This window comes from Pseudomonas sp. TWRC1-2, from assembly GCF_049896685.1.
In the GTDB taxonomy this organism is placed as follows: domain Bacteria; phylum Pseudomonadota; class Gammaproteobacteria; order Pseudomonadales; family Pseudomonadaceae; genus Aquipseudomonas.
In genome coordinates this window covers 103,538-124,070 of sequence record NZ_JAFCUU010000012.1, presented here as the reverse complement: position 1 = coordinate 124,070, position 20,533 = coordinate 103,538, and the positions used below count along the sequence as shown (strand labels likewise).

The 20,533-nt window shown below is 61.7% G+C and carries 15 protein-coding genes; 8 read left to right on the top strand and 7 right to left on the bottom strand.

Annotation, left to right across the window (positions count from 1 at the left end):
- Positions 1–22 precede the first annotated feature (22 nt).
- Positions 23–2,278 (top strand): Orn/Lys/Arg decarboxylase N-terminal domain-containing protein, encoded by a 2,256-nt coding sequence (locus tag ACP7B3_RS27275; RefSeq protein WP_426182279.1) that lies wholly within the window; start codon positions 23–25, stop codon positions 2,276–2,278.
- Positions 2,279–2,287: 9 nt separating this feature from the next.
- Positions 2,288–2,869 (top strand): GNAT family N-acetyltransferase, encoded by a 582-nt coding sequence (locus ACP7B3_RS27270; RefSeq protein WP_426182276.1) that lies wholly within the window; start codon positions 2,288–2,290, stop codon positions 2,867–2,869.
- Here ACP7B3_RS27270 and ACP7B3_RS27265 read toward each other — a convergent pair.
- Complete coding sequence (locus ACP7B3_RS27265; RefSeq protein WP_145165971.1) at positions 2,866–3,759, bottom strand: LysR substrate-binding domain-containing protein; 894 nt, start codon at positions 3,757–3,759, stop codon at positions 2,866–2,868. The two genes, ACP7B3_RS27270 and ACP7B3_RS27265, sit on opposite strands and share 4 nt — an antisense overlap.
- A 156-nt stretch (positions 3,760–3,915) precedes the next feature.
- On the opposite strand from ACP7B3_RS27265, the gene gspG reads away from it, so the two are divergent.
- Together gspG and ACP7B3_RS27255 are read left to right on the top strand one after the other, a co-directional pair.
- Positions 3,916–4,365 (top strand): type II secretion system major pseudopilin GspG, encoded by a 450-nt coding sequence (gene gspG, locus ACP7B3_RS27260; protein WP_145165972.1) that lies wholly within the window; start codon positions 3,916–3,918, stop codon positions 4,363–4,365.
- Between the two features lie 85 nt (positions 4,366–4,450).
- Positions 4,451–4,795, top strand: coding sequence for a hypothetical protein (locus ACP7B3_RS27255; protein ID WP_145165973.1), 345 nt, complete (start codon positions 4,451–4,453; stop codon positions 4,793–4,795).
- A 60-nt stretch (positions 4,796–4,855) separates the two neighbouring features.
- Here the strand turns inward: ACP7B3_RS27255 and ACP7B3_RS27250 are convergent, their stop codons facing one another.
- Positions 4,856–5,092, bottom strand: coding sequence for a hypothetical protein (locus tag ACP7B3_RS27250; protein WP_106578721.1), 237 nt, complete (start codon positions 5,090–5,092; stop codon positions 4,856–4,858).
- A gap of 227 nt (positions 5,093–5,319) precedes the next feature.
- On the opposite strand from ACP7B3_RS27250, the gene ACP7B3_RS27245 reads away from it, so the two are divergent.
- Positions 5,320–5,877 (top strand): NADPH-dependent FMN reductase, encoded by a 558-nt coding sequence (locus ACP7B3_RS27245; RefSeq protein WP_369303227.1) that lies wholly within the window; start codon positions 5,320–5,322, stop codon positions 5,875–5,877.
- A gap of 97 nt (positions 5,878–5,974) precedes the next feature.
- Here ACP7B3_RS27245 and ACP7B3_RS27240 read toward each other — a convergent pair whose 3' ends face one another.
- Positions 5,975–6,604: an FMN-dependent NADH-azoreductase gene (locus ACP7B3_RS27240; protein ID WP_426182269.1), complete on the bottom strand. Its 630-nt coding sequence runs from the start codon at positions 6,602–6,604 to the stop codon at positions 5,975–5,977.
- Positions 6,605–6,698: 94 nt separating this feature from the next.
- Here ACP7B3_RS27240 and ACP7B3_RS27235 point away from each other — a divergent pair, with 94 nt between their 5' ends.
- Positions 6,699–7,553, top strand: coding sequence for a LysR substrate-binding domain-containing protein (locus ACP7B3_RS27235; protein WP_242197924.1), 855 nt, complete (start codon positions 6,699–6,701; stop codon positions 7,551–7,553).
- A 19-nt stretch (positions 7,554–7,572) separates the two neighbouring features.
- Here the strand turns inward: ACP7B3_RS27235 and poxB are convergent, their stop codons facing one another.
- The 3 genes from poxB to ACP7B3_RS27220 all read right to left on the bottom strand — a co-directional run bounded on the left by poxB (position 7,573) and on the right by ACP7B3_RS27220 (position 11,679).
- Positions 7,573–9,297 carry a ubiquinone-dependent pyruvate dehydrogenase gene (gene poxB / locus ACP7B3_RS27230; RefSeq protein WP_106578724.1) on the bottom strand — a complete coding sequence of 575 codons (1,725 nt, stop codon included), beginning with the start codon at positions 9,295–9,297 and terminating at the stop codon, positions 7,573–7,575.
- A 245-nt stretch (positions 9,298–9,542) separates the two neighbouring features.
- Positions 9,543–10,037 (bottom strand): DUF934 domain-containing protein, encoded by a 495-nt coding sequence (locus tag ACP7B3_RS27225; protein ID WP_145165977.1) that lies wholly within the window; start codon positions 10,035–10,037, stop codon positions 9,543–9,545.
- The gene (locus ACP7B3_RS27220; RefSeq protein WP_017136919.1) at positions 10,021–11,679 is read right to left on the bottom strand and encodes a nitrite/sulfite reductase; all 1,659 of its coding nucleotides are present in this window, start codon (positions 11,677–11,679) and stop codon (positions 10,021–10,023) included. Before ACP7B3_RS27220 ends, ACP7B3_RS27225 begins: the two co-directional genes overlap by 17 nt.
- Positions 11,680–12,102: 423 nt before the next feature.
- On the opposite strand from ACP7B3_RS27220, the gene ACP7B3_RS27215 reads away from it, so the two are divergent.
- Positions 12,103–13,182, top strand: coding sequence for an ABC transporter substrate-binding protein (locus tag ACP7B3_RS27215; protein WP_426182264.1), 1,080 nt, complete (start codon positions 12,103–12,105; stop codon positions 13,180–13,182).
- A gap of 6 nt (positions 13,183–13,188) precedes the next feature.
- Here ACP7B3_RS27215 and ACP7B3_RS27210 read toward each other — a convergent pair whose 3' ends face one another.
- On the bottom strand, positions 13,189–13,404 hold the full coding sequence (locus ACP7B3_RS27210) for a DUF2970 domain-containing protein (protein ID WP_145165989.1): 216 nt from the start codon (positions 13,402–13,404) through the stop codon (positions 13,189–13,191).
- 141 nt (positions 13,405–13,545) lie between these two features.
- Here ACP7B3_RS27210 and ACP7B3_RS27205 point away from each other — a divergent pair, with 141 nt between their 5' ends.
- Positions 13,546–20,532 (top strand): NEL-type E3 ubiquitin ligase domain-containing protein, encoded by a 6,987-nt coding sequence (locus ACP7B3_RS27205; protein WP_426182261.1) that lies wholly within the window; start codon positions 13,546–13,548, stop codon positions 20,530–20,532.
- Position 20,533 lies beyond the last annotated feature (1 nt).

Below are 20,533 nucleotides of genomic sequence, written 5' to 3'. Positions count from 1 at the left end.
GCCCTGGGGACTGCCCGCACTCATGTACAAAGACCTGAAGTTTCCTGTTCTGATTGTGCACCGTGATATCAAGGCCGACACCGTTGCCGGTGACCGGGTTCGAGGCATCGCCCACGAGCTGGAACAAGAAGGCTTCAGTATTTTTTCTGCAGTGGATTACGCCGAGGGCCGCCTGGTGGCTTCTACCCATCACGGGCTGGCGTGTATGTTGATCGCCGCCGAAGGTGCCGGGGAAAATACCCACTTGCTGCAAAACATGGTCGAACTGATCCGCCTGGCGCGGGTGCGGGCGCCCAACCTGCCGATTTTTGCCCTGGGCGAGCAAGTCACGCTGGAAAACGCGCCCGCCGATGCCATGAGTGAGCTCAACCAGTTGCGCGGCATTCTTTATCTGTTTGAAGACACCGTGCCGTTTCTGGCGCGACAAGTGGCTCGCGCGGCGCGCACTTACCTGGATGGCTTGCTGCCGCCTTTCTTCAAAGCCCTGGTGCAACACACCGCTGACTCCAATTATTCCTGGCACACGCCCGGCCATGGCGGCGGCGTGGCGTATCGTAAAAGCCCGGTGGGGCAGGCGTTTCATCAGTTTTTCGGCGAAAACACGCTGCGTTCGGACTTGTCCGTGTCGGTGCCGGAACTCGGCTCGCTGCTCGATCACACCGGGCCCTTGGCCGAAGCCGAAGCCCGCGCCGCGCGTAACTTTGGCGCCGATCATACGTTTTTTGTGATCAATGGCACCTCCACGGCCAACAAGATCGTCTGGCACTCCATGGTCGGCCGTGACGACCTGGTGCTGGTGGACCGCAACTGCCACAAGTCGGTGCTGCACTCGATCATCATGACCGGTGCGATCCCGCTGTACCTGTGCCCGGAACGCAACGAACTGGGGATCATCGGCCCGATTCCCTTGAGCGAGTTCAGCCCCGAGTCGATCCGCGCCAAAATCGCAGCCAGCCCTCTGACGCGTGGCCGGCCACCGAAAGTGAAGATGGCGGTGGTCACCAACTCTACCTATGACGGCCTGTGCTACAACGCTGAGCTGATCAAGCAACAATTGGGCAACAGTGTCGAGGTGTTGCATTTTGACGAGGCCTGGTACGCCTACGCGGCATTTCACGAGTTCTTTGCCGGGCGTTACGGCATGGGCACTTCACGCACGCCTGACGGCCCTCTGGTGTTTACCACGCACTCAACCCATAAGCTGCTCGCGGCCTTCAGCCAGGCCTCGATGATTCATGTGCAGGACGGCGGCGCGCGGCAGCTGGACCGTGATCGTTTCAACGAAGCATTCATGATGCACATCTCTACCTCGCCGCAGTACAGCATCATCGCGTCGCTGGACGTGGCCTCGGCGATGATGGAAGGCCCAGCCGGGCGCTCACTGCTGCAGGAAATGTTTGATGAGGCGTTGAGTTTTCGGCGCGCCCTGGCCAACCTGCGCCAGCACATCGCCGCCGAGGACTGGTGGTTCTCTATCTGGCAACCGCCCTCGGTGGCGGGTATCGATCGAGTTGTCACCGCGGACTGGCTGTTGCATCCGCAGGATGACTGGCACGGATTTGGCGATGTGGCCGAAGACTATGTGCTGCTTGACCCGATCAAAGTGACCCTGGTGATGCCCGGCCTGAACGCCGGCGGCGCCTTGAGCGACTGCGGGATTCCCGCCGCAGTGGTCAGCAAGTTTCTTTGGGAGCGCGGGTTGGTGGTGGAAAAAACCGGCCTGTATTCCTTCCTTGTGCTGTTTTCCATGGGCATCACCAAAGGCAAATGGAGTACCTTGCTCACCGAACTGCTGGAATTCAAGCGCAATTACGACGCCAATGTCAGCCTGGCCAGTTGCTTGCCCTCGGTGTTTAAACAAGGGCCGGCACGCTATCAGAACCTCGGTTTGCGCGACCTGTGTGACCAGTTGCACGGCTGTTATCGCAGCAATGCCACGGCCAAACACCTCAAGCGCATGTACACGGTGTTGCCGCAAATCGCGATGAAACCGGCTGACGCCTACGACCAGTTGGTCCGGGGTGAAGTGGAGGCGGTGTCGATTGACGCCTTGCCAGGTCGCATCGCAGCCGTGATGCTGGTGCCTTATCCGCCGGGCATTCCGTTGATCATGCCGGGTGAGCGCTTTACCGAGTCGACACGATCGATCATTGACTACCTGGCGTTCGCGAGGACGTTCGATAGCAGTTTTCCCGGTTTTGTCGCCGATGTTCATGGGTTGCAACACGAAGACGACGGCGGTGGTCGTTGTTACACCGTCGATTGCATCAAAGGGTAAAGGATGTTTATGCAAGCTGTAATGAACCCGAAGTACCCGGGGCTCAGCGTACGGGTCGCCGACGAAGGTTTTGATGCCTACGTGTGGGGCAATGATTTCAGTTTTGAGGTCAGTGCCTACGGCGTGCCGGAGATGGGCAAACGCGTCGACCAGTGGGCCGTTGAACGCATCCTGCCGTACCGCAAGTGTTATGGCATCGACCCGGAAGAGTTCGCCAGTTTTCGCGATGCGCCTGACAGCGCGATCTTCATGGCGTACCTGGATGACCGTGCGGTGGGGCATATCGTGGTCAGCACCAACTGGAACGGCTTTGCCCACGTCGACGAACTGGCGGTGGCCTTGCCTGCGCGCCGTCAAGGGGTGGCCAAGGCCTTGCTGGACGTGGCGCAGTTCTGGAGTCGCAAGAAAAACCTGCCGGGCATGATGCTGGAAACCCAGAACAACAACCTCGGCGCCTGTCGTCTGTATGAGCGTTGCGGCTATGTCATGGGCGGGATTGATCAGCTGCGTTATCGCGGCATCGATCCGCAGACCCGTGAAGTGGCGATTTTCTGGTACCGGTTGTTCAAGACCGAGCTCGAACAGGTTTAACTCGCCAGCAGGCTATCGGCCTTCTGCGTGACAATGTCCAGCAACGCATTGAGTGCCGGTGACGTCTCCGCGTCCTTGAGAGTCAGCGCGTACAGGCTGACCATGATCGGCGGCGACACCGGGCATGCATCCAGCCCAGCCTCGCGCGCACCGGACGCGGTGAACGGGTCGACAATCGCCAGGCCTTCGCCGGCTTCTACCATGCTGCGCATCATCTGGTAGGTTTGCACCCGCGTCTGCACCACCGGCAGCGGGCGCAGGGCCTGCAGCTTGGCGTCCAGCAAGCGGCTCAACGGGTCATGCCCTTCAAGCCCGATCAGCGATTGCCCGGCCAGGTCCTGCAAGGCGATGTACTTTTGTTTGGGTTTCAGCCAGCCATGGGGGGCGAGCAATTGCAGCTTGCCCTCGGCCAACACGCTGCTCTGGATTTGCGGGTGTTGCGGGTCATGCAGGCTCAGGCCCACATCGGCTTCGTGCAGCAGCAGGCTTCTGACGATCTCGCGGGTCGGCTGGCTCGACAGGTTGCACGGCGTGTCCTGGAAGCGCCGGCGCAGTACGGCGATGCTTTGCGGCAACAGCTGATTGGCCAGCGGCGGGGTGCACAGCGCGCGCAAGGCCGGAGCGTGATGGAGTTTCAAGCGGCTGGCCAGGCGTTGCACCGGCTCCAGCGCCTCATAGAGGTGACTGATATGAGCCTGCAGTTCGAGTGTTTCGCGCGTCGCTTGCAAACGCCCGCGCACACTGGCAAACAGCATGAAGCCCAGTTGCTGCTCGGCATCCTTGAGCGTTGCGTCTACATCGCCCACGGGAAGTTGCAACCACTCGGCGGCCGTGCCGAGGTGTCCGGTCTGCAAGATGGCCTGAATCACTTCGATATGACGTAAACGCATCGCCGGAGTCTAGGGTCAGTGGGGCGGGGATTCAATGGCTGGGAAAAAAACAGCGCGGGCCTTGATGCGAGTCGTCTAACGTTCACCTTGCTTGCGCTGCAACGAGCGGGTCATATAAAGAGCGTATCAACCGAGGTTCAACAGGGAGCCCTTCCAATGCCCGGATACACCGCAGTCACAGGCAAACCGCAACCCCAGCAAGGTTTTACACGCTGGGCAGTGCTGGTGGTACTGGTCATCATTGGCTTGCTGGCCCTGGCGGTGGGGCCGCGCTTGTTTGGTGATGTGACGCTGGCAGAGATCGCGACGGCCAAGGCCCAGGTGGCCGAGCTGGGCAAGGCGGTCGAACAGTTTCACCAAGACACGGGTCGCTACCCCACCGATGAGGAGGGTCTGGAGGCGTTGACCACGCCACCTGCGCAGGACGCCAAGTGGAAAGGGCCCTATGTCAGTGACGAGTTGTTGACCGACCCGTGGGGCGTTGCCTATCAGTACCACTACCCGGCGACCCAGCCCAACACGGCATTCGACCTGTTTTCGTTCGGCAAGGACCGCACGCTGGGTGGGGTCGGTGATAACAAGGACATTACCTACGGCGACAACTGATTCATCTGGCATTAGTCATCGACCTGATTAGAATGGCTGCGCTGATCAATAACGACCAATACAACAAAAACAGGTCTGGTCTCGAATGCCTATTCCCTCACGTTTCTTCGGGGTAACGGCCAAGCAACTCCTGGTGCTGGTGACCGTGGGGTGCGTGGCTGCTTATCTCTTCGATAATCACGATGAACACACGCCGGAAAGCCGCGCACTCGAGGCGTTTATCCGTTCCCAGGAACAGGTGGATGCGCAGGTGGGGGCGGTGCTGGAGGTCGTGTTGATCAGGCAGGTGGTGGCCTATCCCGCTAACGGCGCGCCGGGCTACAAGCGTTCGCTGTATGCGGTTGAGGGCGAGCGGGGGCGTTTGATGGTGACGCTCAAGCAGGTGGAGGGCGAGCAGGGCGTGGAAGTGACGCAGCTACGCCGGCCGTGATCACCCAGCCCAGTCAATGCCATCAATGGCCAGGACTGAGCAGGTCGATAAGCCGAGATCTTATGACGCGAGGGTCGTTTGCGATTCGCGGACGATAATGGTCCCCGACTGGATCAATTTGAATTCATCGCCTTCCAGTTTCTCTACACGATCGCCAATGGCCAGCTTGTAGGTAGTGGTAGGCGCCGAGCCAGCCAGGTCGCCTTGCACCGGGTTGGATTCCTGGAACTCATGCACTGAATACACGCGTCCTTCCGCGTCTCTGGCATGGAACTGTCCGACAAGTACTGCAGCCATCTGTTTAGAACCTCTGGAGATAAACACTCGATTTGCGGTTCTGTAGACCGTCATGGAGCGGGGTAGTTTACCTATGGAAAAAAAATACTATTCGCTGATGTTTTCAGAGTCTTCCTACGCAAGTCACTGCTCGGCAAACGTCTGCGGAATTATCAAAACCTTCTGGTGAACCTGCGGCGAAGACTTTATAACTGCAAGCTCCTTAGTCAAACGTCGGGAAAACCTCCATGAGCAAGGTCTACACGATTGCCGTCCTGGTTGGCAGCTTGAGAAAAGACTCGATCAACCGCAAGGTCGCCCTGGCCCTGGCCGATCTGGCCCCTGCCACTCTCAAATTGAACATTGTGGAAATTGGCGATTTGCCGCTCTACAACGAAGACCTCGAGGGAGCATCGCCGCCCGCAGCCTACAGTAGTTTCCGTCAGCAAGTACGCTCATCCGACGCGGTGTTGTTTGTGACGCCCGAATACAACCGTTCCGTGCCCGCACCGTTGAAGAATGCCATTGACGTAGGGTCTCGTCCTTACGGACAAAGTGTCTGGGGCGGCAAGCCGGGGGCGGTCATCAGTGTGTCGCCCGGAGCGATTGGCGGCTTTGGCGCCAACCATCACCTGCGCCAGTCGCTGGTGTTCCTTGATGTGCCGTGCATGCAGCAACCGGAAGCGTACCTGGGGGGCGCGGGCAGCGTGTTTGATGACGCAGGAAAACTCTCGGAAAAGACCAGGCCGTTCCTGCAGGCGTTTATCGACGCCTACGGCAAGTGGGTAGAAAAGCAGTCCGACTGATGCGTCTGCCTGTGTAGGAACCTGCCTGCCGGCGATTGGCCCTCACGCCTGGCGCTGCCAATCACATCGCCTTCGCCGGCAAGCTGGCGCCCCGTGGTCAAGCGAGGCGGTCTGCCAGCGCCAGGGCCTGCTCGGTGGCTGCCTGGCGAGAAGCCTGATCCACTTCCGGCCCCAAGATAGTTTTTTCCACAGACAGCGAGTGCACATCGGTCACGCCGATAAACCCCAGCCAGGCCTCCATGTACGGTTTCTGAAAGTCCATCGCCTGTGCGTCAGGCGCTGAAAAATCCATGCCCCGCGCATACACATTCACCGCCGTTTTGTCATGCAGTAACCCGCGCAAGCCATGCTCCGGGCTGAACTCGAACAGCACGCCCTTCTGCGAAACCACGTCGATAAAGTGCTTGAGCTTGTAGGGCAGCGCGAAATTCCACAGTGGCACCGAGAACACCAGCAGGTCGGCCTGATGCAGATGGGTCGCCAGCGATCTCAGCGCGTCCCAGGCTGCCGCCTGTTCCTCGGTCAATGCTGTGCCGCTGAGGCCGGCGTATTTGGCCTCCATGATCGGGCCATCGAACTCCGGCAGGTCAAGAGCCCAAAGGTCCAGCGTCACCACGCGGGTGTCCGGGGCGTTGTGCTGATAACGCGCGATGAATTGTCGGGCGATTTCCAGCGACGCAGAGCGCTGTTTGCGCGGCGAGCATTCAATGTGCAGAAGAGTGGTCATGACAGGTCTCAGGAAAGATGACCTGAACATTGCAACATAGCGCTCGATGAAATATAAATCGTATTTCCATCGTCTATTGATCACCTATCAGAATATGTTTGATGCCTTGCTGCTCAAGACCTTCGTCGCGGTCGTGGACGAAGGCGGCTTCAGCCGCGCCGGTGAGCGCCTGCACCTGACGCAATCGGCCGTCAGCGGGCATTTACGCCGCCTCGAAGAACAGGTCGGCAAGCCGCTGCTGACGCGCACCACGCGTTCCCAACAGCTGACGCCGGATGGTCAGCGATTGATCGCCTACGCGCGCGGCATCCTGGCGCTGCATCGTGATGCCTGGGCAGAACTGACGCGTTCGGCGTTTGAAGGAAGCCTTCGCGTAGGTGTGTCGGAGGAGTTCGCCGAGGCGCGTTTGCTGCGGGAGCTGCAGGACGTTGCCGCGCAGTACCCTGGCCTGCATATCAGCGTGCAGGTGGGCATCCCTGGTTCGTTGCTGAGTTTGATGAAACAAGGCGAGCTGGATGTGGTGGTGGGTTCGTTATGCGAGTCCAGTGAGCCGGGCCTGGCGTTATGGCGCGAACCGTTGGTGTGGGCCTGGTCGGTACAACCGCTGGCGGCATTGCCGACGCCGTTGCCACTGGCCCTGTTCCCCGAGCCCTGTCCGTACCGCGAGGCGGCGCTGTCACGGCTTGCTCAAGCTGGAATTGCTCAGCGTACGGCCATGCAGTGCGCCAGCTATGCGGCGTTGCACGCCGCGGCATCGGCCGGTTTTGCCGTGGCCCCGATGGCGCAAAGCCAAGTGGGCCCAGGCTTGGCGGTCCTCGGCGCCGAGCACGGGTTGCCCGCATTGCCCGATGCCGAGTTTCGCCTGTTCAGCGCCCCGGATGCCGACCCGCGCATGGTCGAGGTCGTCACCCAGGTGGTGCTCCGCTATGGCGCTGCCCGGCGCCACTGAAACACCCTGCGACTAAAGCTCAGCGCAACCAGTTGGTGCGCGCCAGCTCGATCACTTCGTCGCCACGCCCGCTCATCACTGCCTTGAGCATGTACAGGCTGAAACCCTTGGCCTGTTCCAGCTTGATGCTCGGCGGCATGACCAGTTCCTGCGTCGCCGTGACCACGTCCACCAGCACCGGGCCGTCATGGGCCAGGGCGCGACGCAGGGCCGGCTCGAGGTCTTCGGATTGCTCCACACGGATGCCCAGGATGCCCATGGCGTTGGACATGGCCGCAAAGTCCGGGTTTTTCAGCTCGGTGCCGGTGTCGAGGTAGCCGGCGGCTTTCATTTCCATGGCGACGAAACCCAGTGATGAGTTATCGAACACGATGACTTTTACCGGCAGTTTCAGTTGCGCCAACGAGATGAAATCGCCCATCAGCATGGCGAAACCGCCGTCGCCGGACATCGAAATCACTTGGCGTCCGGGAAAGGCCGCCTGAGCGCCGATGGCCTGAGGCATCGCATTCGCCATCGAGCCGTGATTGAACGAGCCGATCAGGCGGCGCTTGCCGTTCATCTTCAGGTAGCGCGCGGCCCACACGGTGGGCGAGCCGACGTCAGCCGTGAAGATGGCATCGTCGTCCGCCAACTCACTGAGCAAGCGTGCGACGTACTGTGGGTGGATCGGCCGGTCGGCCTTCGAGGGTTCCGCCAGGTCGTCCAGGCCTTGGCGGGCTTTTTCGTAATGCTTAAGCGAAGTCTCGAGAAAGCTGCGATCGGTTTTGCGCGTCAAGCGTGGCAGCAGCGCGTTGATGGTTTCGCTGACGTCGGCGGCGATGCCCAGGTCCAGCGTGGCCCGACGCCCGAGCGCCTGCGGATTACGGTCGACCTGGATGATTTTTGCGTCGGTCGGGTAGAACTGGCGGTAGGGGAAGTCGGTGCCGAGCATGATCAGCGTGTCGCAGTTGAGCATGGCGTGGTAACCCGAGCTGAACCCGATCAGGCCGGTCATGCCCACGTCAAACGGGTTGTCCCATTCCACATGTTCTTTGCCGCGCAACGCGTGCACCACCGGTGCGCCGAGGGCATCGGCCAGGGCCACGACCTGGTCATGGGCACCGGCGCAACCGCTGCCGCACAGCAAGGTGACTTTCTCACTGCTCTGCAGGATTTCGCTGAGGCGTTGCAGGTCCTGTTCCGCCGGCAAGGTGCGCGGCGCATGCAGGGCCGGCCAAGGTTTGAGGGTGTTTTCCACCTCAAGCAACGACACGTCGCCTGGAATGACGACCACCGCCACGCCACGGTTAAGAATCGCCGAGCGCATCGCGCGGTGCAGCACTTGGGGCATTTGCGCAGGGTTGGTCACCAACTCGATAAAGTGGCTGCACTCCTTGAACAGCTCCTGGGGATGGGTTTCCTGAAAGTAGTTCAAGCCGATTTCGGAGGAGGGGATTTGCGCGGCAATGGCCAGCACCGGCACGTGGTTGCGATGGCAGTCGAACAGGCCATTGATCAAGTGCAGGTTGCCCGGCCCGCAGCTGCCGGCGCACACCGTCAATTCGCCGGTGGCGGCGGCCTCGGCACCGGCGGCGAACGCGGCCACCTCTTCGTGGCGCACGTGCATCCACTCGATGCTATCCATGGTGCGCAAGGCGTCGGTCAAGCCATTGAGGCTGTCGCCGGTCAGGCCCCAGATGCGCTTGATGCCCGCCTGTTCAAGGGTGGTCGCCAATTGCTGGGCCAGGTTGATTTTCGCCATGAAAAACTCCAATCGTCAGTGAGGTTAAAAACTGCTGATCAATAGGGGACAGTTCGATCACGGCGGATGTTCATCCTTTAGTGTGAAGATTGCGTCATCGTGCGCCCACAGTGGTGCTTTAGTGTTGCTGACATTGCATGTGCAGTCACGACCGCAACCTCCACAGTCCTCGTGGCTCGCTCATTGCTGTACCGAGCGGACATAAAAAAGCCCTGGCATGCCAGGGCTTTTTCATGGGCTAACGCTTAGCGACGACGAAACAGCGGCAACGGCTCATCCGTGGCAGCCTGGTACGTCACCGAGAAATCCTTGAGGCTTTCCAGCGCTTCGTACGGGTCTTTGTCGGCACGCAAGGCGAAGGCGTCGAACCCGCAACGGTGCAGATAAAACAGCTGGTCGCGCAGCACGTCGCCAATCGCGCGCAGCTCGCCCTTGAAGCCGTAGCGGTCACGCAGCAGGCGCGCGTTGGAGTAGTTGCGCCCGTCGGTGAAGGCCGGGAAGTTCAGGGCGATGACCTGGAAGTGCTCCACGTCGGCGCCGATCTCTTCGGCTTCTTCATCGGCGTCCAGCCACACACCCAGGCCGCCGTCGCGGGCCTTGAGGGCATGGCCGTGCTCGCGCCACAGGGCCAACGGCACGATCAGGTCGTCGCAGTTGGAAATGCCGTCGAAGCTCGCGTCCTTGGGCAGCAGGTGCCAGGTTTCGTCGAGGACTTCGTTGTTCTTAATGATTCGCTGCATAGACGCGCTCCTTGAACAGGTCGATGCCGATGCGCTGGTAGGTGTCGATGAAACGCTCATCTTCGGTGCGCTGTTCGATGTACACATCGATCAGTTTGCCGATCACCTCGGGCATGGCTTCCTGGGCGAAGGATGGGCCGAGGATCTTGCCCAGGCTCGCATCGCGGCTGGCGCTGCCGCCCAGGGACACTTGGTAGAATTCTTCGCCTTTCTTGTCCACGCCCAGGATGCCGATGTGGCCGACGTGGTGGTGACCACAGGCGTTCATGCAACCGGAGATGTTCAGGTCCAGCTCGCCGATGTCGAACAGGTAGTCCAGGTCGTCGAAACGGCGCTGGATCGATTCGGCAATCGGGATCGATTTGGCGTTGGCCAGGGAGCAGAAATCGCCGCCCGGGCAGCAGATGATGTCGGTCAGCAAGCCGATGTTCGGCGTGGCGAAACCGCCTTCGCGCAGCTCGCCCCACAGGGTGAACAGCTGGCTTTGCTCCACGTCCGCGAGAATGATGTTCTGCTCGTGGGAGGTGCGCAGTTGGCCAAAGCTGTAGCGCTCGGCCAGGTCGGCGACGGCGTCCAGCTGCTTGTCGGTGATGTCACCCGGCGCAACGCCGGTGGGTTTGAGCGACAGGGTCACGGCGACATAGCCCGGCTTTTTATGCGCCAGGGTGTTGCGGGTGCGCCAGCGGGCGAAACCTGGGTGCTGCTGATCGAGTGCAGCCAACTCGGCGTCCTGATTGCTCAGGGCCTTGTACTCAGGATCGACGAAGTGCTTGGCCACGCGGTGTACTTCGGCTTCGGTCAGCGTGGTTTGGCCACCGCGCAGGTGTTCCATTTCGGCGTCGACTTTCTGCGCGAATACCTCAGGGGTCAGCGCCTTGACCAGGATCTTGATCCGGGCCTTGTATTTGTTGTCACGACGGCCGTAGCGGTTGTAGACCCGCAGGATGGCGTCGAGGTAGCTCAACAGGTCTTGCCAGGGCAGGAATTCATTGATGAACGCGCCAACGACCGGCGTACGGCCCAGGCCACCACCGACCAGCACGCGGAAACCCAACTCGCCGGCCGCGTTGTGCACCGGCTCAAGGCCAATATCGTGCACTTCGATGGCGGCGCGGTCCGAGGTCGAACCATTGATGGCGATCTTGAACTTGCGCGGCAGGTAGGCGAATTCAGGGTGGAAGGTGGTCCACTGACGCACGATTTCGCACCACGGACGCGGGTCGATCAGCTCATCGGCCGCCACACCGGCGAATTGGTCGGTGGTCACGTTGCGCAGGCAGTTACCGCTGGTCTGAATGGCGTGCATCTGCACGGTGGCCAGCTCGGCGAGGATGTCCGGCACGTCCTCCAGCGCCGGCCAGTTGAACTGTACGTTCTGGCGGGTACTGATGTGGGCGTAGCCTTTGTCGAAGTCGCGGGCAATCTTGGCCATCATGCGTGTCTGACGGGAAGTCAGTTGGCCATAAGGCACGGCAACCCGCAGCATCGGCGCAAAGCGCTGAACATAAAGGCCATTTTGCAGGCGCAGAGGGCGGAACTCTTCTTCGCTCAGTTCACCTGCTAGGTAGCGTCGGGTCTGATCACGGAACTGCTTGACGCGGTCCTCGATGATGCGCTGATCGTATTCGTCGTATACGTACATATAGGTCCTGTTCTCGGCAAATCTGCGCGCACGGCCGCGCACTCCCAACGGAGCCGGCGCACGATACCAGTTTGCGTTTATGCGCAAAAGTGATGTTTGAGTATATGCAAATAACCAAAATGCCTAATGAGAAGGGTTATCGCGATACCCACATTTGTCATGCGGGCAATCATCAACTTTACTCTGAGCGTGTTTGAGTGCAATCACCTATAAAACCGATAAGAGGCGATGCAATGAGCAATTCGACCAAAGCCCGTAAACCCGACAGTACCGTTGATGCCTGGGCGATTTTGTTTCTGATAATCTTGGTGGTTGGAACCGCCGTGTTCTGGGTTAGCCACCAATAAACCAGCGTTGATTGGACCTCGATTGACTGTCGTATTGCCACTATCATGGCCGTCAACGTTCAAGGTTCTGACAACTATGTTGAAGGTTTTTATTGCGTGTGTGTGGTTGCTGGGATCGACGTTCGGGGCCACGGCCCACGCCGCGTCGGTGGTGTTTCTCAACCCTGGCACGTCCACGGAAACCTTCTGGGTCAACTACGCGCAATTCATGCAGGCCGCTGCCAAGGACCTCGGCCTGGATTTGCGCGTGCTTTATTCCGAGCGCGACCCGCGTAACACCCTGGCACAGGCCCGCGAAGCGCTGCAAGGCAGCGAGGGGCCTGATTACCTGGTGCTGGTGAATGAGCGATACGTCGCCCCGCAGATTCTGCGCATGGCCCAGGGCAGCCCAGTCAAGCTGCTGATCGTGAATAACGCCCTGACCAGCGACCAGGTGCAATTGCTCAATGCACACAGCTATCCCAACTGGCTCGGCAGTCTTATCGCCAATGATGAGGATGCCGGTTACCTGATGCTCAAAGAGCTGCTGCGTCAGCATGGCCCCGTCGCACCCGGCCAAACCCTCGATCTGCTGGCGTTTTCCGGGGCCAAGACCACGCCGGCGGCGCAGCTGCGCGAGCAGGGTTTACAGCGGGCTCTGGTCGATTTTCCCTACGTGCGTTTGCGCCAGCTGGTGTACGGCGAGTGGAGCCGCCAGCGCGCGTTCGACCAGGCCACGCAACTGTTCAAACGTTATCCGCAAACCGCGCTGGTGTGGTCGGCCAATGATGAAATGGCGCTGGGCGCGATGGAGGCGCTGCAAGCCACTGGGCGTACGCCGGGCAAGGAGGTGCTGTTCAGCGCCGTCAACAGTTCGCCCGAAGTATTGCGGGCCCGCCTCGATGGGCGCTTGAGCGCATTGGTGGCGGGGCACTTCACCCTTGGCGGCTGGGCGATGGTGCTGCTGCATGACGATGCGCTGGGGCTGGATATCCGCCAGAACGGCGTGAATGAACGCAAGCTCGATCTGTTTGAGTTGATCGGTCCGGACCTTGCCCAGCGTCTGCTGGACATCAACGCGGCGCAGGTCTACGGCGTAAATTTCCAGGCATTGTCGGCCCAGGGCAAGCCCGCCGGTTACGTTTACCCGTTCGGTTTGCAGCTGTTAACGCCTTGAGCGCACTCAAACGCCTGCCAGGTGCAGCACCAGCTTGACGATGGCGAACAAGGTCAGCGCAAACACCGCCGTGAACACAATTCCCATGATCACGAAGTGGCTGGGCTTGCCGTGAGTAAAATCGCGCGCGCGGTTCTTCCCGCTTTGCACCCCGAAGGCTGCGGCCATCACGCTGTGCAGCATTTGCCAGAACGTAGGGGGCTTATTGGGTGAGTCGTTCATAAAACCCTCGTCATGCGGATTCGGTCGATCCTGAGCAAGCATAGTCAATTCCCCGCAGCGGGCGATAAAAGTGCACCGCTTCGCGGGGCCGCCAGCGTGATTTTCTGATGCTTCCTCAAGACGCATCAGGAATCTGCACACATGCCTGCCCCTTCACTTCATGTTCCCTTCATCAAGACCCGTTTGCCCGGATGGATCAAACACCTGGCGGCGCCGGACATCGAGGCCCTCAACCGCGCCCGCGACCCGGTGCAGCGCTTCAAGAGCGCCTACCCCGAGGCCTTTGCCGCCGCCAGCCCAGCATTGCGCCAGGCCCTGGATGACAGCGGCCGCCGGCGCCAGGCCTCCAGCCAGGCGCTGGCAGCAACGCTGAAAGACTTCAAAGGCGTCACCGAGTTTGCCGAGCCGTTGCTGGCCGAGGCATTGCACAAGACATTCGGCCAAATACCCGACGTCAACACCACCGCGCTGTTCCACCTGCACGCGCCCAACCGGGTCGAACAGCAGTCCCTGTTGCAAGCCGCGCTGCGCAACTTCGAAGACGGCGAACGGTTTGATGAAACCGCGTTGCAGGAAACCAGTGCGCTGGCCCCGGCGGGGTCGCTGGACACCCTGGCGTACGATGAAAGCGAGCGTTATCCCTTTGCGAAATGGCGTTACCGCCTGCGCGACAAGCTGTCGATCAAGCCTGAAGATTTCGCCAGCCTGTGCCGTGAGCTGGACCTGGGTCAGCAGTACCAGCAACACCTGAGCGGCGTGTTTGAGACGCCAGCCACTGCGGCGCAGGTGCGCCGGCAGATGATCGAGGCAAACAAGGACACGCTGCGGGTACAAGCTCACATCGCTCGCCTGCGCTCGACCCTCAGCCCCACGGCCTACGCTACGTTGCTGGCGATACTCGATGCCCATCCCGCACCGAGCCTGGATGGCAAGCCGGTGGCTTACAGCCAGTTGAACCTGTTGGGGGCGCAGGTGAGCGAGGTGCTGATCATCGGCGCCAGTGCGCGCAAGCCGTTGCCGGGCGTGGTGACGCTCATCGACGTTTTCCTGCCGGCGGCCGAGCTGCTCAAACCCCAGGTGGGCGACAGTCGAATCATCGTGTGGATCCCCGGCGATCCGCGTAACCCCGTCAGGGAGTACGCATCGCTCAAGGCGTTCACCGCGCAGTTGGCGCTCAACCTGCGCTCGGTGGATTACCAGCGTTTTTTTACCGGCTTCTTGGCCCAGGATGAAGCGCAGATGTTCCTTCGGCGGCTTAGAAGCCAATTGAAGACCACGCGTTGGAACCCGAACCCGCTGCCCCCAGGGCCCAATTACAACCCTGCGGCCTACGCCCACGGGATGTACGAAGAAGTCTGGAACGACAACGTCAACCTGCGGCCCGAAGAGACCTTCATCAACGTCGAGGTGTTCGGCCATCTGTACGAACGGCACCTTGCATGCCTCAGGTCCAACGCAAAGTTGCTGGCGGTGCCCACCGCGCAAGTCGATCACGATGCCTGGGTCAATCGCCTCAAGCACTGGGCCGAATGGGGCTTGAACCTCCTCAATGTGGCGGCGTTTTTGGTGCCGGGCCTGGGCGAAGTGATGATGGCCGTCACCGCCATACAGCTGGGCTATGAGGTTTATCAAGGCGTGGAAGCCTGGAACGCTGGCGACAGTGACGAGGCCTGGGCGCATCTTGCCTCGGTGATGCAGAACGTCGCGTTCATGGCCGCGCTGGGTGCCGTGGCGGGCAGGGCGCCGCCGGTTGTGCCGTCGCGCTTCGTCAACGGCATGAGCCGGGTGGTCACGCCGTTCGGCAAACTGCGCTTGTGGCATCCCGACCTTGCGGCCTACAAAAGCAGCGTCTCGCTCAAGGGGCTTGAACCCAATGCGTTGGGGCAATACCCGGTAGCAGGCAAAACCTACATTGCGCTGGAGGGCAATGTTTACGAAAAGACCTTCGACCCGGTGCGCAAGCAATGGCGGATCAAGCACCCGACTGAGATCGACGCCTATCAGCCGATTGTGCAACACAACGGGCACGGTGCCTGGCGGCACACGCTGGAGCGGCCGTTGACATGGCGTCGCAGCACATTGCTGCGCCGGTGCGGGCTGCACATGGAGCCATTTTCCGATGCGCAACTGGAACAGATCGCCGACGTCTGCGGGATCAGTGATGATCAATTGCGCAAACTGCACATGGATCAACAGGCGCCGCCGCCGGAGGTGTTGGAGATGGCCCGGCTGTTCGAGGCAGACCGCCAGGCGGACGAGGTGATCAGGCAAATCCGCGAAGGCGCCTGCGTGGAGGGCCTCTGCCAGTTCATGGTGCCGCTGGCCGTGGACATGCCGGGTTGGCCGGTCGAGGAGGTGGTGGAGGTGTTCAGCGGGCCCGAGCCCTGGGGCACTTCCCAGCGGTTTGGCGCAGCGTCGCCGGGCAGCACAAGGCCCACGATCAAGATCACCCAGGCGCAGGTCGATACCGGTCAATTGCCGGCGCACGTGCTGGCAGCCCTCAATGACGAGCAAATCAGCCGTTTGCTGGGCCGCGAAAGCATCCAGGCCGGCGCCGACCAGGTGCAGGTGTTCAGAGAGCGTCTGGCCGATCAGGCGCAGGCCCGCAAGAAGGCGCTGTTCGACAGCCTCCAGAGCCGACGGGCGCCGCCAGACACCGACACTCGCGCACTGCAGCGCAGTTTTACGTCACTCTCGCCAGAAGCCGCGCAGCGGGTACTGGCCAGTGCCAGCGCTGCTGAGTTGAGCCAACTGCGCAGCAGTGGCCGGGTGTCTCTGCGCCTGGCCAAAGCCATTCGCGTGCACCTGCATCAGGGCAGTCTGAGCCGCGCCCTGGCAGGCGTGTACCGCGAAAACCTGGCCTCTGCGGCCAGTGATCGCTTGGCGCTGCACAGCCTCGAGCAACTGCCCGGTTGGTCGACGGCTATTCGCATCGAAGAACGGTCCCTGGGCATCAAAGGGCCGCTGGTGGACAGCATCGGCGCAGAACAGGCCGCAACGCGTTATTACCTGATCAAGGCGGATGAGAGTTTTCGGCTGCTGGATGCCGAGGGCAGGGCACTCAATAGCCTTCCCCGGTACGGTCGCAATCTGTTTGAGTCGCTGCTGCACGCGCTGCCTGATGCGCTGCGCGAGTCTTTGCAGGGCGAGCCGGCTGAGGCGTTGCGCAAGCAAGTGGCGGACTACGCGTGCAGCCACCGCGAGGCCATGTCGCGCATCCTCAAGCGCGAGCCGCTCAAGGCCGGCGCCGGTCGCCGGGTACGACGCCCGACCGGTCAACCGGGTTATGCGGCCAGCGGTGATGCGGTGGGGTTTGCCGACGAGCCGTTGGTTGCCAGGGTGCGCGATATTTATCCCAATCTGGATGATCAGCAGGCGTTGCAGTTCGTCAGGAGTCGACTGCTTGCCGGCGATTCCGATCAGCAGGTGTTCCACCTGTTGGAGAACCGACGCAGGGAGTTCGAGGGCTTGCGCGCAGCATTGGACACCTGGGTCGAAGGCGCCGTGCCTGCCTATCCGCGGGGGGCCAACTGGCCAACCCGGCGCGATATTGCCGAGCGGCTCATTGCCGGCTGGAGAAACGGTGTGTACCGCGGGCAGGCGCCGTTGTTCGAACTCGATCTGTTGGGCACCGAGCCGTTGCCGACCTGGGCTGCCGATTTTTCCCATGTGCGCAAGGTGCGAATCAGCAGTTCACAGCTCGCCGCAGGTGCACTTTCCGAACAGTTTGGCGCGCTCGAAGCCCTCGATATTGCCATTGATTCAGCCAACATGGCTGCATTCGCCGACGTGCTGGCGGGGCTCACCGGCATTACCGAGCTCAAGCTCGAGCTGCCGACGTTTTTCGGCGAGTATTCGCCGGCATTGACCCAGGCGCTTCAAGGCATGAACCAGCTGGAGCAGTTGCACTTGACCGGCAGCCTTCCGGCCCTGGATTACCGTGCGCTGCCGCGTTTGCGTACGTTGCGGCTGGCCGGCAACCTGCGCGAATGGCCGGCAGGGCTGCTGGCGCTTGAGGGGCTTGAGTCGGCCGACCTGACCGGCGTGCAGATCGCCGCACTGCCCGACGAACTGTTCACGGGGCATGAGCGTTTGTGGCGCCGCTTGAGGTTGAACTGGAAGGCCCTGGAACCGCAGGCGTTCCGACAGGCCTTTGACTACGTGCAGGGCAATCCGGCGCATCTGGTGGACGAACCGTACATCGTCGCGCAGTACTGTGAACAGCGCCTGGAAGCGCTGGTGCCGCACGTCCCGACCTTCGCCGCCAGTGCACTCGCCGCGTTCCATCAGGACGGCCTGGCGGGCCGTGCGTTGCTGAATAAGGTCGAGGCGCTGCACGAGGCGTATCGCGCCTGGGATGCGCCGCTGGTTGAATGGCAAAGCCGCGATGGGGCGCGCGTCGAGGGCGAGCAAATGCCCTCCCATCATCGCCAGACGCTGGCGGACCGGCTGCGCGTGTGCTGGCGCGACGCGCTGGCTGCCCGGTACGCGACCCGCGAACCGGTGGCGGGCCCGTCGCGAGGCCGTGGCGAGCCGATGAGAGAGACATTGGACTTGCGCGAATATGGTGCGCCGGGCGATTTGCCGGCGCTGGGCAATACGCTGTTCCCGCACATCCGGCGTTTGATCCTGGCCGGTGCAAAGCTCACGGCAGCGCAGGTGAATGCGTTCGTGGGCCGGTTTGTGCAGCTGCGCGAACTGGATCTGAGTCACAACCGCCTGACCGAGCTGCCTCAGGCCCTTGAGACGCTGGAACACCTGAGCGACCTGAGTCTGTGTGGCAACGAACTGACGATCACCACGCCCACCCAGACGCGGCTGAACCGCCTCAAAGCACTGCGACGGCTGGACTTGTCGATGAACCGTGTTGGCCGGCTGAGCGTCACGTCGCTGACAGAACTGGTGTCGCTGAACCTGGGGCAGACCGCGATCGTCGACTGGCCCGAGGGCGTGCTGAACCTGCCGCGCCTGGGTTTCCTCGACCTCAGCCACAGCGCCGTCACCGGCATTCCCGAAGCGGTGCTGGCCGGGCACGATGTGCTGCTGGCCGGCACCAGCTTGCGCGGTTGCCGCTTGAGCCCTACGGCGCTGGCCGTGGCGCAGGCTTTTGCCCGCCGCACCAGCGCCGGAAGACCCATGGCGAGCATGTTTGACAGGCCGTTCGGGATTGATCGAAACGTACTCGCGGCCGGCATGACCGGCGGCGATCCCATGTTTTTCCCGGTAGAAGTGTCGCAGCACCCGGACCTGATAATGCCGTTGGCATTGGCGCCCAAAGACACCGAGGCGTCACTGACCTCGGCCGAGCGCCTGCAACGCCTTGATCCACAGCTCGATGCCACCCAGGCCGGCAAGCGAATCGACACATGGCTGGCGCAGGACGTGAGTGCCACGCAGATCGAAACGGCGTTGCGCCAGTGGCAGGCGCAGCACACCCAGATGATCGAGCGGCTGAATGGCTGGATTGACAGGCCCGCCGTGCGCAACCGTAACGAGTGGGTCAACGCGACCGATCGCCGGCGCGCCGCTGATCGGCTGCTGGCCTGCTGGCGGGAGACGCTGAGCGACGTGCGAGGCATCCAGGCGCCCGCCAATGACGCTGCGCTTGACTTGAGCGGCCTGATCCTCGGTGACCTGCCAGCGCTGCCGGTCACCTTCAACCATGTGCGGGCGCTGGACCTGAGCGGTGTGCGGCTCACGACGGCCTCGAATGATTTTCTACGCGCCTTCCCGCGCTTGAACCGCCTGATGCTCAACGGCAACCGTATGGGCACGCTGCCCGAGGCCCTAACGCAGATGGCAGACCTGACCGAACTGGGTATCCACGACAACGCGCTGGCGGCCAACGTGCCGTTGCAGGGCCAACTGCGTGGCTTGCCGCGCCTGCAAGTGTTGGACCTGGGGCGCAACGCCCTGAGTACCTTTGACCTCACCGGGCTTGACCGCCTGCAAAGCCTGGATCTGAGTCGCAACCGGTTGTCCGAATGGCCCACCGGCGCGCTGCAAGCCCCCGCGCTGACCCGCCTCGATCTCAGGAACAACTACCCGATAGCCGTGATCCCTGCCGACGCATTTGAGCCGCAACATGCTGCCTTGATGGCCGGTACCGATTTGTCCGGCAACCTGCTGCTTGAGGAAGCGTTGATCCGCCTGCGCGAGTATCAACGCGAAACCGAGCGTGGGCTGGGTTTCAGTGCCGAGGAAATTGACGATCAGCTGGCGGGGTACGGGGCCGAGTCCGATGACGAACAACCTGATGTTCACCCTGAGCTGGAGCCGGCAGCGGTGCAAAAGGCACGCTGGTTTGACGGCGTGCCCGTCGACTCGGAAAAACACGCGATATGGGACACGATGATCGCCCGTGACGACAGCGGTGATTTCTCCAACATACTGGCGCAACTGCGTAATACCCGCGACTTCGAACTCGACCGCGCCGACCTGGCCGGGCGGGTTTGGCAGGTGCTGGAGGCGGCCTACGGCGATGCGGCCTTGTGCGAGCGGCTGATGGGCATCGCGCGTGCCTCCAGGCTTGCGGTGACCTGCGGGGATGGCCGCATGCTGTTGTTCAACGCGCTGGAAGTCGAAGTTTATGAGTTCAATGCCCTGCGTGCCATCGACCCCACCGACAAGGGGCGCGCCCTGCTGAAACTGTCCAGAGGGTTATTCCGCCTTGACCAGCTGGAGGCGGTGGCGAGCGTGCGGATCCGCGAAAACCCGGGCACCGACCCGGCCGAAATACGCCTGGCCTACCGCATCGGCCTGGCCCGGCGCCTAGCCTTGCCCAGGCAACCTGCAAGCATGCTTTACGAAGGTCTTTCCGGAGTACGGCCAGTCGACCTGGAGGCGGCCTATACGACGATCATGGCCCGCGAACAGACACCGCTGTTCATCGAGCAACTGACGGCGCGCGCGTACTGGGTCGATTATCTGCAGCAGCAGTACCCGGACGCGTTCGCCCGGCTGCAGCAGACGCTGGCAGACAGCGCCTCTGCGCTGGAGGATCGCTACCCCGACATGAATTCGGCGTACCTGCAGCAGATGGAGGCGTTGCAGAAGGCCAACAAGGTGCAGCGCCAGGCCTTGATAAACGTGCTGTCAGCGCGGGAGATCGCCGCGCTGGGCCATTAGC